Origin of the sequence: Bacillus sp. BF2-3, from assembly GCF_008368795.1 — a bacterium.
In the GTDB taxonomy this organism is placed as follows: domain Bacteria; phylum Bacillota; class Bacilli; order Bacillales; family Bacillaceae_G; genus Bacillus_A; species Bacillus_A cereus.
In genome coordinates this window covers 88300-100961 of record NZ_QOSA01000006.1, presented here as the reverse complement: position 1 = coordinate 100961, position 12662 = coordinate 88300, and the positions used below count along the sequence as shown (strand labels likewise).

Genomic DNA, 12662 nt, shown 5'->3' with positions numbered 1-12662 from the left:
TTTTTCTATTATTTTGGACAGTGAGATTTTCATTTCAAAACATAGTAAATATGTGGCGGTTAAGTGCGAGAATGAGCTAGTTGTACTAGCAAAGCAATAATATGGTATAGTGAAACGAGGCTGTTTTTTCAGTCTCGTTTTTCAAATGCTTCCTGTAGAGAAAGCATGCAAATGGAAAGGAAGTTATTATATGCGATTAGAAGTAACTGTAAAAATAAAACCGAAATTTATAAAAGAAATTAAAAGTGGATATCCGCTTATTTTAAAAGATGCGATTCAAAATTTAAATGATGTTCGTGAAGAAGGAACAATCATCAAAGTAGTAGATGAGAAGAACAACTTTGTCGGAAAAGGTTATTATGGAAAGCAAAATAAAGGATACGGCTGGATTTTAACGAGAAAAGAGAGTGAACAAATTAATCAATCTTTCTTTGAAAGTAAAATCAAATCTGCCCTACATAAACGAAAGCAATTTTATAAATCAAGTGATACGACAGCATTCCGTGTGGTGAATGGTGAAGGTGATGGTCTTGGAGGACTAATTATCGATTATTATGATGGCTACTACGTAGTAAGTTGGTATAGTGAAGGGATTTACACTTTCAGAGATGAGATTATAGCCGCTCTTCAAAAAGTAGCAAACTTTAAAGGTATTTATGAGAAAAAGCGTTTTGATACGAAAGGGAAATATATTGAGGGTGATGATTTCGTAGCAGGAGAGCGCGGCGAGTTCCCACTTATCGTAAAAGAGAACGGTGTGAACTTTGCGGTTTATTTAAATGATGGGGCAATGGTTGGTGTATTTTTAGATCAACGTAACGTTCGAAAACAAATTCGTGATAAATATGCAAAGGGAAGAACAGTGTTAAATATGTTCTCTTATACAGGTGCTTTCTCTGTATTTGCAGCGCTTGGCGGAGCAAGTAAAACGACGAGTGTTGACCTTGCAAATCGTAGTTTAAGTAAAACGATTGAGCAGTTTAGTGTAAATGAAGTTGATTATGAAGCACAAGATATTATTGTAGAAGATGTATTTCTTTACTTCAAATATGCAGCTAAGAAAAAGATGAAATTTGATATGGTCGTACTTGATCCTCCAAGCTTCGCCCGCTCAAAAAAATATACATTTAGTGCAGCAAAAGATTATAAAAATTTATTAAAAGAAACAATTGCTATTACAGAAAATAACGGTATTATCGTTGCTTCTACAAATTGTAGCGCATTCGATATGAAAAAGTTTAAAGGCTTTATCGATACAGCCTTTAAAGAAATGAATGGCAAATATAAAATATTAGAAGAACATTCTTTACCAGAAGATTTCCGTACCATTGATCAATTTAAAGAAGGAGACTACTTAAAAGTAGTTTTCATCGAGAAAATTAAAGGTTAATAAAGAAAAGGAGCTCGAGTTTACTTGAGCTCCTTTTCTTATTGAACGATATTTTGTACTCTACCGACTTGTCCGTCCTGCAATCGCACTTTAATGCCATGCGGATGGGAAGGGGAGTTTGTTAAAATATCTTTTACAATTCCACGTGTTAATTTGCCTGTTCGTTGATCTTGTTTTAATACAATATCAACTTCAAGACCGGGCGCGATATTAGAACGTTTTTGTCCGTTCATTTACACACCTGTACGTCTACGTTGGTTGTTTGTTTTCTTTGTTTGTTGGTTTTGTAATTTTTTCGTTTCTTGGCTTTGATTTTTTGCATTTTGACCATTTCCATTTCCTTGCTTTTTCTTAGCAAGTTGTTCGCGCATTAAATCAGCTAAGCTTACTTTTTTGTTTTCTGACATGATAAGTCTCCTTTATATAAAGTTAATTATGAACAATCGTAGTGAATTTCATCATATCATTGTTAAGGAAGGAAGGGAAGTTGGTTTGAAAATTCATATATTTGTTTCAAGTCTGTAGTAGTTACGATACAATTGAGTTGTTAACGTTTGTAAAAAGGGGATAGACATATGTCACATCATATTTTATTAGTTGAAGATGATCTCTCAATTCAAGAGATGGTGGAAAAGTATTTGATAAAAGAGGGCTTTCAAGTAACAATTGCGTCTGATGGAGAAGAAGGCGTGAACACATATTTAAAAGGTTCATTTGATTTGATTATCCTCGACATTATGATGCCGAAGCTAGATGGCTTAGAGGTTGTACGAATCATTCGAGAAAAAAGTGCTGTTCCGATTTTAATGATGTCGGCAAAAGATACAGATGTTGATAAAGCTGTTGGATTAGGACTTGGAGCAGATGATTACATTTGTAAGCCATTTTCTATGATTGAATTAGCTGCACGTGTAAAGGCAGGTATTCGAAGATCTACGAAATATTCGGCTACAGAAACAACAGAAAAGATGATTCAAATTGGTGATTTAACGATTGATCCAATTAATTTTACTGTGGAAAAAAACGGGAAGCCTCTCAAACTTACTTTAAAAGAATTTGAGATTCTAAAATTGTTTGTAAAAAATCAAAATCGTGTATTTACAAAAGCACAAATATATACACTAATTTGGAACGAAGAGTATTACGGTGACGATAACGTTATTAATGTTCATATGAGAAGGTTGCGTGAGAAAATCGAAAGTGATCCATCTAATCCAGAATATATTAAAACGTTATGGGGTATCGGCTATAAGTTGGAAGTGATGTAATATGGTCAATTTGTTAATAAGTATTATTTTTATATTGTTATGTGTCATTTACATACAATATAAAATGAGAAAAAATAGTAGTAAAAATTTACGATACACATATGAAAAGTTAGAAAGTATTGTAAATGACAAAACAGGCGAGACGTTACTCGTTATGACAGATGATCTAGAATTGCAAAAATTATTAGTGGCAATTAATCAATTATTAGATGCAAAACAGAAAACGAATGCAGATCATGCAAAAGTAGAAATTTCGATGAGAAAAATGCTTTCAAATATTTCGCATGACTTGAAAACACCACTAACAGTTATTCTTGGATATACAGAAATGTTAAATAAGGATAAAACGATAAATAAAGAAGAACAACAAATATTACTTGAAAAAGTGCATACGAAAACACTAGAAGTGATGGAGTTAATTCATAAGTTTTTTGACTTGGCAAAATTAGAATCTGGTGACAAAGCAATTGAAATGACAAAAGTAAATATGAATGAAGTTTGTCGTGAGAAGATTTTATCTTTTTATGATTTAGTGACGGCGAAAGGGTTTCAAGTTCATATTGATATACCAGAAAGAAATATATATGCACTTGGAAATGTAGAAGTATTAGGTAGGGTATTGAACAATTTAATATCAAATGCAATTACATATGGAGACGATGGAAAGATACTGGGTATGACGTTAAGAGATGATGAAACGAATGTGTATATAGACGTATGGGATACAGGAAAAGGGATTGATGAATCTCATATTGATAAAGTGTTTGAGCGTATGTACACACTTGAAGATTCGAGAAATAGATTGTACCAAGGAAGCGGTTTAGGGTTAACGATTACGAAAAGACTGGTGGAAGCGATGGATGGAAAAATCCATCTTTCTAGTAAACCGTATGAAAAAACAATTTTTACAATTGTATTAACAAAGATACAGTTTTAGCTTGTAGAGCAGTAGATTCTACAAGCTTTTTTTCAGCGTAAGGAATTTGTAAGAAACGGGTAAGAAAAAAGAGATTTCCGTTGTCTATTATAGAAATATAGAGTATTGCGAAAGGGGAAAGTAACATGACATATATATTAAAAACAAATCAGTTAACGAAAGTGTTTAAAGGGAAAGAAGTTATTTCCGGTGTTAACATGCATGTGAAAAAAGGAGAAATTTACGGTTTTTTAGGACCAAACGGTGCTGGTAAAACAACGATTATGAAAATGATTACAAATTTAATAAAACCGACGAGCGGTGAGATTGAAATTTTCGGTGAGAAGTTAACAGATACATCTTATGAAGTATTAAAGAGAATGGGGACGATTATTGAATATCCAATCTTTTATGATAAATTAACGGCGAAAGAAAACTTAGAATTACATTGTGAATATATGGGCTATTACGATAAAAATGAAATTGACCATGCTTTACATTTAGTGAAGCTGCAAGGTATAGATAATAAAAAAGTAAAAGATTTTTCATTAGGAATGAAACAACGACTCGGTATTGCAAGGGCAATCGTAACAAAGCCAGAATTACTCATTTTAGATGAACCCATTAACGGTTTAGATCCAATTGGTATTAAAGAATTAAGAGACTTATTTAAAATGCTCTGCAAAGAATATGGCATTACATTATTAGTTTCTAGCCATATTTTAGGTGAGATGGAATTAATGGCGGATACAATTGGTGTCATTCAAAATGGAAAACTAATAAAAGAAGTTTCAATGAAGAGTATTAACGGAAAACAAACAGAGTACATTGAAATTACTGTTCCTGATGTGAAGCGTGCAGCTTATATTTTAGAAGATAAACTTGGTATAAAAAACTACAAAATAATGAGTGGAAACATGATTCGGGTTTATGAAGTGGCGGTGACACAGCAAGCCATTTCCAAAGCACTTATTATGAACGATGTGGAAATTGAAAGTATTAATAAGAAACATAGTTCCTTAGAAGAATATTTCTTAAATGTAATGGATGGAGAGGGCATTCATGCTTAATGGACTGTGGCTGAACCTGGTAAGTGGATTTATCGTAATGCTAGTAAGTGGAATTTTATATTATAGAAAACCAGAGCGGAAATGGTTGTTAATCCTACTAGTGATAGGAATGTTAAGCTTCGTTACTGCTGGAATTAGAATGTTAGCAGCGTAGAGACAGGTATATAAAGAATGGAGGCGTGGTTTATATGTTTAAATTAATGAAGCTCGAATGGAAGAAACATCAATTATCTAGTTACTTTAAAAGTGTAGCAATTTGTATTATAGCAATTTTCGCTGCAGTAAGCCTTATGGCATGGGGAATGAAAGCCGAGGGAGACGTGCTCTTCTTTGACTTCACACAGAACATGGCTTTAGTAAATATTTTTATTAGGATAACATTCATTATTTTTAGTTCAGTCATTTTATCACGTTTAGTAATTGATGAGTATAAGAACAAAACGATACAACTATCATTTATGTATCCGCTACAAAGGAAAATGCTAATGAGTGCGAAATTAACAATTGTTTTCTGTTTTTGTTTTGTGAGCACGATTATCGCGACTTTCATTATTAGCTTGCTCGTATATTTTGTGAGTCCAATGATGGGACTGATTGAAACACCTGCTACGATAGGTGAAATAATAGCTATGGTTCCAGGTACTATTATAAGTGCATTTATGATATCTGGTATAAGTTTAATTCCTTTATTTTTTGGAATGAGAAAGAAATCGACACCGACAACGATTACTTCAGCAGTAATAATTGGCTTGCTGATTAGTGGTAACTATGGTCCTGGAAACGGTCAAGTAAGTATGTTTGATTTTATAGCTATCCCAATCGTGCTCTGTTTATTAGGAATTTTCATTAGTTATCTATCGTTTCGTAAAATCGACAAGATCGATGTGGCGTGAAGCAAGCTTAAAACGAAAACGAACTGGGGTATGAATAGTGAAAAAAATAATAGTAATTGCAATATTATTCATTACAATTGCTAGTGCGGTTTTTGGTTTTAAGATATTTCAGGGGAAAGATTTTAAGAAAGAAAAGTCTTTTGAGATAAATAATATAAAAGAAATAGAAGTAGACAATGAAAACTGGAATCTTGAATTTAAAAGTACAGACGCTAATAAAATAATAATTTCCGCTCAAGGTGAACAAGCAGATAAAGAGATAGATCCCGTCAAAATAGAAAATGATGAAAATAAAATTATGGTTAAGCAAAAACAAGAGGCGAACAAATTTTTTAATGGTTTTACGTTTAGGAAGAAGAATAGTATATGTATAGCTATTCCGAAGAAAGAAATAGATAAAATTGTATTAAATAATAAATCAGGTGATGTGAAAATAAGAGATATAGTAGTAAAAAGTATCGTGACGAAAGGCAAATCTGGGGATGGAATGATTGTAGGACTATCAGCCGAGAAAGGTGAATTCATATCGCAAAGTGGAGAGTTAGTTGTAAAAGATAGTTCAGTACAAGAATTAAATATAAAGTCTACGACTGGTGATAACTATATAACAAATGTAAGTAACTCAAATATGAACATCACTTCAACATTTGGGGAAGTATTGCTGAAAGGTATGACAGAAGGAAAATCATTATTTATAGAAACAAAATCAGGGGATATTGGCGTACGGTATAAAGGTGTCCCGGCATCATTGAAGCTTATGGCTAAAAGTAATTCGGCTGACGTAATAGTGGATTTAAAAGGACTTAAGAAAGATAAAAATACAGAAAAAATAAAAGTAGGAACGATTGGTGATGTAAAAAATGAAGCGAAGATTTTAAGTGAAACAGGAGTCATTTATATTGATTAAATCTTAGGAGGAAGGAGGACACTATCATGCTACATTTAATGAAGCTAGAATTGAAAAAGTTTAAGCTTGGTTGGTACGTGAAGAGAGCAATTATTGCAAATATTGTTATACTGGCATTAATGATCTTTGTGAGCATCATTGCTCAAGTAGAAGGTGATGCAGAAATAAGGAATCCAGAGACGATATTGTTAATGGCTAGCACAATAGTAAGAGCAACGTTTATTGTTTTTGGTAGTGTATTAATCGCAAGGCTAATAATTGGTGAATATAAAAATAAAACAATACTACTTATGTTTTCTTACCCTATTAATCGGAAGAAAATGATGGCTAGTAAGTTGGCTATTACAGCGATAGTAACATTTATAACAGTTATTGTATCTAACATTTTAGTAGTAGGAGTTTTCTTTGGTATAGATAGCTATTTTTCAATTCTTCCTAATTCATTTACAGTAGATCAATTGATGCAAGAAGGAATAAAACTAGTTCCTTTAGCCATTGCAACTGCGGGGATGAGTTTAATCCCATTATATTTCGGAATGCGTAAACGCTCCGTGCCAACTACAATTGTTTCATCTCTTATCGTTGTCACAATTGCAATGAATGGCAACCCAGAGTTTTCTACAGCAACTTTTCTTCCCCTTCAATTAGCACTCGCAGCAATTGGAGTTGTGATTGCGTATTACGGCATTAAAAATATAGAGAAGGAAGATATAGCAGTATGATAAGAATACGTAAAAGGAGTTGGTGTTATACTAACTCCTTTTTTGTATATGTATGCTTCGTTACTACTCTGTAAATTTGGAGTGTTTGCTTAAATACGCTTGTACTTCTGGAGAAATATTAAAGTTATTAGGACTTTTATATTCGATAGTAAACTCTCCGTCTTTATTTGTTTCAAAGGCGATTGCATAGCTATTCATTTTAGCATCGTAAGAAGTGTTTTTGACTTCTGCATCTAGATTAAAATATTTTGTAATATACTCTTTTGATTCCGTAATTGCTGTTTGTTTTCCCCAAGGGGTACCATAATAGGTGAAATAAAGAGATACACTAATAACTCCAATAATAGAAGTTAGTAAAATAGTTCCCATAGCTATTTTTTTATTTTTTGTATTCAATTTGGTTACCCCTCTTCGTAATATGTATTCATTTTAACCTATATATTCCATAAAACAACCATTTAGAAAAAATAGTTTCACATGAAACAAGTTACAGAAAAAGACAAGATGTGTAAACACCTTGTCTTTTTTGTCGTTACATTTTAGGAGCTTCCATTCCAGCCGCAGCCCATTCTTCTTTTGCGGGGCCATATACGCCAGGAACTGTTAAGCCGGCTTGTCGCATTAAAACCGTCATTTGCCCGCGGTGATGATTTTGATGATTAATAAGTGTCATTAAAAATATAGAATTCGGCATAGGGCGACCAAAGAAGTCATTAATAGTTGCTAAATCTTTATTAGTCCATTTACTTTGAAGTGCTTCAACAAAAGCCGCATTCACTTTACGGTACTCATCTGCAATTGTTTTTGCAGAAGTTGGGACAGGATAATCTTTCGTTTCTCCTTCAAACTTTAGCCCTGTGCCAGATAGTATAACAGGAATTGCCGTCACGATATGCCAAGCGACTCTTCCTAACGTCCAATGTCCAGGTGCAATTTCTTGTGATAAAGATGCATCGGTTAATGAATCAAGCATTTTCTGAGTAGACTCTGCTTCGTATGTCCATGATTGCAAGAAGCCTTCAATTGTTTGGTACATTATTGTTATCCCCCTCTACTTATGTTCATAGATTAAGTTCGAGAAGAAATGACAAGTTCCCTTTATGTTTTAATAATGGTATTTAAAATTTTATATATAAATTTTATGATACTATTGAGTGTATATAGAATTATATTAATTCAGGGGGATATTATGAAAAGATTGATTTTAGGAATCATAATTTTATTTTTAATGGTAGGATGTAGCAATGAAACCTATAAAAAAGCAATGGATCAAGGGAAATTGGCGTTAGCGAGTAAAGAATATGACACGGCAGTAGCATCATTTGAGCTAGCATTAGAAGAGAAAAAGGATGATAAAGAAGCAAAGGTATTAAAAGACCAAACTACTAAGATGATAAGTTCGATAAAAGAGAAATCGAGTGGAAATATAGAACAAGCAATAGGTTTGTTTCAAGAAGTAGAAAAGATGAAAGATGGTTCCGCAATCCTTCAAAGTCAAGCGAAAGAACAAAAAGATTCGCTCATAGAGCATAAAGAGTTAAAAGGTCAATATATAGGTCAATTGGAAAAGGCAGAGAAGTTAAAGAATGATAAAAAGTATGAAGAGGCTAAAGGGATAGTAAATAAAATTGTTAACGATACTGGCCAAAATCAACAATTTATTTCGGAAAATCAACGGGCCGAAGAGCTGAATAAGCAAATAGATGGCTTACTAACTCAACAAGCAGAAGTTAAGAAAAAAGAGGAAGAGTTAAAAAATGAAAAGAAAAAAGAGGCTGATATTGGAAAGTTAAAGGGGTCTTGGATGTCATCAGAAAGTACAGACAGGCCAGTTGGGTTGGAAATAGAATCTATTAATAGTGAGAAAACAGGCGGAGAATTTATGGAACATAATATTTTTGGGAAAGGGACTACTATAGGAGACTTTCGAATATTAAGTGTGGACCAAGGGATTATTTCTGTAGAGCTTGTATTTTTAGTGGGGGAAATAAAGCATAAGGCTGATTTGAAAATTGAGGAGAACACATTAACTGTATATCATGAGTTTATGGGGAGTACTGAATCTGTGAAATTAGTGAGATCAGAGTAATTTATCCCGCTATTCACCTGCAGTAAAATTCCCACCTCAAGATTCGGCTGGAGCAAAGAAGTTAGGTGGGAGATCCACTGCTCATAAAAGCCCAATTGGTTTGGGTTAATAATCAGTGGGGATGAAGAACCCCCCCACTAATTAAAGTTTCACTTTATTTAGTATATAAAAAGGAGGCTTCTAACAAGAAGCCTCCTTTTTAATTAACTTTCTTCCCACTCTTCCTCATCAACCATAAGAAATAAGGTGCTCCAAGTACAGCGACGACAAGACCAGAAGGAATTTCTTTCGGATATGCAATTGTTCGGCCGAGTAAGTCAGCAATGGAAAGAAGAATTGCTCCAAACAGTGCTGAGCAAACGAATAGTCTTTGATGGTTCATACCAACAACAATTCTTGCTAAGTGAGGTGCGACAAGGCCTAAAAAGGCAATTGTACCGACAGCAGCGATATTTACTGACGCAAGTAGTGTCGCTAGCACAATTAGAGCAAGACGTGTTTTATTTACTGGTTGCCCAAGTCCAGTTGCTAAATCGTCTCCCAGTACGAGAACGTCAAGTTGTTTTATTAAGAAAAAGATAATGAATACAAGAATTAGAGATGGATATAGAATGATATTTTCTAAGTGATTCCACCCTCTTGCATACGTACTGCCAGATAACCATGTTAAAGCAGCGGCAACATTCAAATTGGCTCTAACGATAAAGATTTGAATAATTGCTGAGCCAAGCGCAGAAATACCAATCCCTATTAAAGCGAGAGCTGTTGGACTAAATCCTGATTTCCAAGAGAAGAAGAGGACAATTCCAACTGCAAGTAGTCCGCCAATAAATGCACCAATTGGTAGGAAGAAACCAGGAAGTGCAGGAAAGACATACATAATCGTTAAAGCACCGACACCAGCTCCCGATGAAATACCAATAATAGAAGGATCGGCAAGTGGGTTTCGTAATATACTTTGGAAAACAAGCCCACTTATTGCAAGGCATGCGCCAGCAATAGCAGCAACGAGCATTCTTGGTAAACGAAGATTCATCATCATATTTTTGTCAAATTGTGTTAATTGACCTGATATAACATTAGTAATGCTTTCGATATAAGCGTTACTACCGATTGTAACACCAAGAGCAATCGTCACAATACAAAGTGTGATAGATATAATGATTACCTTTTTATAAGAGTAATAGCGGGAACTAGCTCCAGCTGCATTCGCACCGTTATCATTCATATATTGTTTCGATTTCATCATTCGATACACTAAGTAAATAAGCCAAGGAGATCCAATCATTGCTGTGACTGCCCCAACAGGAAGTTCTGCACCGGTTGGATCTATTAATCTACCGACAACATCTGCTCCAAGCAATAATACTGCCCCCCATAAGAAAGAAGAGAGAAGAAGAGTAAAGTGTTGACGGTATCCGATAAGGCGCATTAAATGAGGTGCAACTAAGCCGACAAAGCCAATTGGTCCAACAACAGTAACAATTACTGCTGTTAAAAAGATTGCAGCAATGAAGGCGATAAGACGTGTTACTGCTGTTTTTTCACCAAGAGAAATAGCAACATCATCACCAAGTAAGAGAATGTTGAGTTTACGAGACATAAATAGTAAAACTAGGAAAGAAATAATGATAAATGGAAAAGCAAATTGAACGCCATCCCAGTTATTTTGAATAAGAGAGCCAGCTCCCCATAAAAATAAACCAGCTGTTTCATTTTCATAGAAAAGCTGCATCGTTCCGGTAAAGGCAGAGAGCATTAATGTAACGACCATACCAGCTAATGCCATTCTAAGTGGGGTTCCCTTTTTTCCACCAGAAATACGGTATACAAATAAAGCAGTAATAGCACCGCCGATAAATGTGAACAGAAGAGAATTAATTTGTAAATCTTTCGGTAAGAAAATTGTAGCCGCTACTAGAAAGAAATATGCGCCAGAGTGAATACCCATTGTACTGGATTCAGCAAGTGGATTTTTCGTTAACGTTTGTAAAATAACCCCTGATGCAGCAAGAGCGCCTCCAGCTAAAATGGCAATTACAGCTCTAGGTAATCGAAGCATAATTAAAGTTTGATGTTCTAGTGATTGGTTCGGTGAGATAAGAGCATCAATAATCATACTATAGGAAATGTTTGCTTGACCTTGTCCGATATGAATAAAGAAAAGGAGGAGCAAGAGAGCTGCTCCTCCTCCGAATACAAGACTTGCTCGAAGTGTATGTTGTAAGCTATTCATTGTGTAATCACTTCTTCGCTGTCATTACATCTGCTACTTGTGTTGCTAAAGATGTTGCAGACTCAGGACCACCGAAAATCCAAGTGTCGCCTTTTAATTTATACATTTTGTTTTCTTTTTTGAACTTTAATTCTTCCCAAGCAGGGTTGCCTTTTAGTTGCGTGTCAAAAATGTTATCTTCATCCGCTACAATGTAAATGAAGTTTGAATCTTGTACACTTTGTAATGATTCTACAGTTGTTTGTTTAAAACCATCTGGCTCAGATTTTCCTGCTTCAAAAGTATTTGTTAGACCTAATTTTTTTGTAACTTGTAAAGCTAAAGAATTGTCAGTTAAGATACGGAATGTTGGTACGTTTTTAGCAGTAAATGCTTGTGCCATTGCGATGTTTTTATCTTTTAAGTCTGCTTTCTCAATTTTTGCTTTTGCATCAGCGAATGCTTTATCCATATCAGCTAATACTTTTTTACCTTCTTCTTCTTTTCCAACTGCTTTTGCAATTTGTTTAAATGTTTCTGTCATTTCAGCAAAGTGATCGTTATTGCTTGTTGATGGATCAAACATAACTGTTGGTGCAATTTGCTCTAATTCATTTTTAATTGCTTTACCACGGAATGAAGCTGTAATAATTAAGTCTGGTTTTAAACGGCTAATTTCTTCTAAGTTTGGTTGTTGACGTGTCCCTACATCTACAACATCTTTACTCGGTTTTGTTTTTGTATTTACCCATTTATTATAATTCTTAATGTCTGCCATCCCTACTGGCTGAACACCAAGTGCTAATAAGTCTTCAGAATATACCCACTCAAGTACAACTACTTTTTTTGCTGGTTTATCTAACTTCGTTTCCCCTTCAGCGTGTTTAATTGTTAGAGCTTGATTTTTATTGTCCGCTTTTGTTTCTTTTTTCTCCTCTTTTTGCTGTCCGCATCCAACAGCGAATAGAAGAACTACTATGAAAATACTGAGAATTTTCTTCATCTTCTGCCCCCAAATTAAGTGTTTTTTGTAACTAGTACCATAAGTGAAAATGGTTATCAATTACAACACCCAAATCATACTATGAGGATATTTTAAGTGTCAATATATTTTTAAAATTTTGACGAAAAATAACGAACTATACGGATTTTTATATATTATAGTCGCTATTTATGAAGAATAAGCCTCTTT

Annotated in this window: 15 protein-coding genes; 9 read left to right on the top strand and 6 right to left on the bottom strand. The window is 34.2% G+C overall.

The window, feature by feature from the left end; genetic code table 11:
• Positions 1–190: 190 nt before the first annotated feature.
• The gene (locus DN401_RS06140) at positions 191–1390 is read left to right on the top strand and encodes a class I SAM-dependent rRNA methyltransferase (RefSeq protein ID WP_001235507.1); all 1200 of its coding nucleotides are present in this window, start codon (positions 191–193) and stop codon (positions 1388–1390) included.
• A gap of 38 nt (positions 1391–1428) precedes the next feature.
• On the opposite strand, the gene DN401_RS06135 is transcribed toward DN401_RS06140, so the two are convergent.
• Together DN401_RS06135 and DN401_RS29740 are read right to left on the bottom strand one after the other, a co-directional pair.
• Positions 1429–1623 (bottom strand): YwbE family protein, encoded by a 195-nt coding sequence (locus DN401_RS06135; protein ID WP_001014310.1) that lies wholly within the window; start codon positions 1621–1623, stop codon positions 1429–1431.
• Positions 1624–1797: a hypothetical protein gene (locus DN401_RS29740; RefSeq protein ID WP_001293578.1), complete on the bottom strand. Its 174-nt coding sequence runs from the start codon at positions 1795–1797 to the stop codon at positions 1624–1626.
• 168 nt (positions 1798–1965) lie between these two features.
• Between DN401_RS29740 and DN401_RS06130 the strand changes: the two genes are divergently transcribed.
• The 7 genes from DN401_RS06130 (at position 1966) to DN401_RS06105 (ending at position 7166) form a co-directional block, all read left to right on the top strand.
• Entirely contained in the window at positions 1966–2658 is a 693-nt protein-coding gene (locus DN401_RS06130; protein WP_000018056.1) for a response regulator transcription factor, read from the top strand.
• A gap of 1 nt (position 2659) precedes the next feature.
• Positions 2660–3595 carry a HAMP domain-containing histidine kinase gene (locus DN401_RS06125; RefSeq protein WP_000247686.1) on the top strand — a complete coding sequence of 312 codons (936 nt, stop codon included), beginning with the start codon at positions 2660–2662 and terminating at the stop codon, positions 3593–3595.
• Positions 3596–3720: 125 nt separating this feature from the next.
• The gene (locus tag DN401_RS06120) at positions 3721–4644 is read left to right on the top strand and encodes an ABC transporter ATP-binding protein (protein WP_000221069.1); all 924 of its coding nucleotides are present in this window, start codon (positions 3721–3723) and stop codon (positions 4642–4644) included.
• Positions 4637–4798: a hypothetical protein gene (locus DN401_RS29735; RefSeq protein ID WP_000931817.1), complete on the top strand. Its 162-nt coding sequence runs from the start codon at positions 4637–4639 to the stop codon at positions 4796–4798. Before DN401_RS06120 ends, DN401_RS29735 begins: the two co-directional genes overlap by 8 nt.
• Positions 4799–4832: 34 nt before the next feature.
• Positions 4833–5537 (top strand): ABC transporter permease, encoded by a 705-nt coding sequence (locus tag DN401_RS06115; protein WP_000475552.1) that lies wholly within the window; start codon positions 4833–4835, stop codon positions 5535–5537.
• Between the two features lie 37 nt (positions 5538–5574).
• Positions 5575–6444 carry a DUF4097 family beta strand repeat-containing protein gene (locus tag DN401_RS06110; RefSeq protein ID WP_088322125.1) on the top strand — a complete coding sequence of 290 codons (870 nt, stop codon included), beginning with the start codon at positions 5575–5577 and terminating at the stop codon, positions 6442–6444.
• Positions 6445–6470: 26 nt separating this feature from the next.
• Positions 6471–7166 (top strand): ABC transporter permease, encoded by a 696-nt coding sequence (locus DN401_RS06105; protein WP_000902926.1) that lies wholly within the window; start codon positions 6471–6473, stop codon positions 7164–7166.
• A 63-nt stretch (positions 7167–7229) separates the two neighbouring features.
• On the opposite strand, the gene DN401_RS06100 is transcribed toward DN401_RS06105, so the two are convergent.
• Both DN401_RS06100 and DN401_RS06095 read right to left on the bottom strand, forming a co-directional pair.
• Positions 7230–7562 (bottom strand): YfjL-like protein, encoded by a 333-nt coding sequence (locus tag DN401_RS06100; protein WP_001093296.1) that lies wholly within the window; start codon positions 7560–7562, stop codon positions 7230–7232.
• A 136-nt stretch (positions 7563–7698) separates the two neighbouring features.
• Positions 7699–8202 (bottom strand): DinB family protein, encoded by a 504-nt coding sequence (locus DN401_RS06095; RefSeq protein ID WP_000284980.1) that lies wholly within the window; start codon positions 8200–8202, stop codon positions 7699–7701.
• 153 nt (positions 8203–8355) lie between these two features.
• Between DN401_RS06095 and DN401_RS06090 the strand changes: the two genes are divergently transcribed.
• Positions 8356–9255: a tetratricopeptide repeat protein gene (locus DN401_RS06090; protein ID WP_000825580.1), complete on the top strand. Its 900-nt coding sequence runs from the start codon at positions 8356–8358 to the stop codon at positions 9253–9255.
• A gap of 199 nt (positions 9256–9454) precedes the next feature.
• Here the strand turns inward: DN401_RS06090 and fhuB are convergent, their stop codons facing one another.
• Positions 9455–11491 (bottom strand): Fe(3+)-hydroxamate ABC transporter permease FhuB, encoded by a 2037-nt coding sequence (gene fhuB / locus DN401_RS06085; RefSeq protein ID WP_001087088.1) that lies wholly within the window; start codon positions 11489–11491, stop codon positions 9455–9457.
• Between the two features lie 7 nt (positions 11492–11498).
• Entirely contained in the window at positions 11499–12473 is a 975-nt protein-coding gene (locus tag DN401_RS06080) for an ABC transporter substrate-binding protein (protein WP_000722826.1), read from the bottom strand.
• Positions 12474–12662 lie beyond the last annotated feature (189 nt).

Coding starts and splice junctions, on each gene's coding strand:
- DN401_RS06140 (WP_001235507.1), top strand. CDS start 191: ATGCGATTAGAAGTAACTGTAAAAATAAAACCGAAATTTATAAAAGAA.
- DN401_RS06135 (WP_001014310.1), bottom strand. CDS start 1,623: ATGAACGGACAAAAACGTTCTAATATCGCGCCCGGTCTTGAAGTTGAT.
- DN401_RS29740 (WP_001293578.1), bottom strand. CDS start 1,797: ATGTCAGAAAACAAAAAAGTAAGCTTAGCTGATTTAATGCGCGAACAA.
- DN401_RS06130 (WP_000018056.1), top strand. CDS start 1,966: ATGTCACATCATATTTTATTAGTTGAAGATGATCTCTCAATTCAAGAG.
- DN401_RS06125 (WP_000247686.1), top strand. CDS start 2,660: ATGGTCAATTTGTTAATAAGTATTATTTTTATATTGTTATGTGTCATT.
- DN401_RS06120 (WP_000221069.1), top strand. CDS start 3,721: ATGACATATATATTAAAAACAAATCAGTTAACGAAAGTGTTTAAAGGG.
- DN401_RS29735 (WP_000931817.1), top strand. CDS start 4,637: ATGCTTAATGGACTGTGGCTGAACCTGGTAAGTGGATTTATCGTAATG.
- DN401_RS06115 (WP_000475552.1), top strand. CDS start 4,833: ATGTTTAAATTAATGAAGCTCGAATGGAAGAAACATCAATTATCTAGT.
- DN401_RS06105 (WP_000902926.1), top strand. CDS start 6,471: ATGCTACATTTAATGAAGCTAGAATTGAAAAAGTTTAAGCTTGGTTGG.
- DN401_RS06095 (WP_000284980.1), bottom strand. CDS start 8,202: ATGTACCAAACAATTGAAGGCTTCTTGCAATCATGGACATACGAAGCA.
- DN401_RS06090 (WP_000825580.1), top strand. CDS start 8,356: ATGAAAAGATTGATTTTAGGAATCATAATTTTATTTTTAATGGTAGGA.
- fhuB (WP_001087088.1), bottom strand. CDS start 11,491: ATGAATAGCTTACAACATACACTTCGAGCAAGTCTTGTATTCGGAGGA.
- DN401_RS06080 (WP_000722826.1), bottom strand. CDS start 12,473: ATGAAGAAAATTCTCAGTATTTTCATAGTAGTTCTTCTATTCGCTGTT.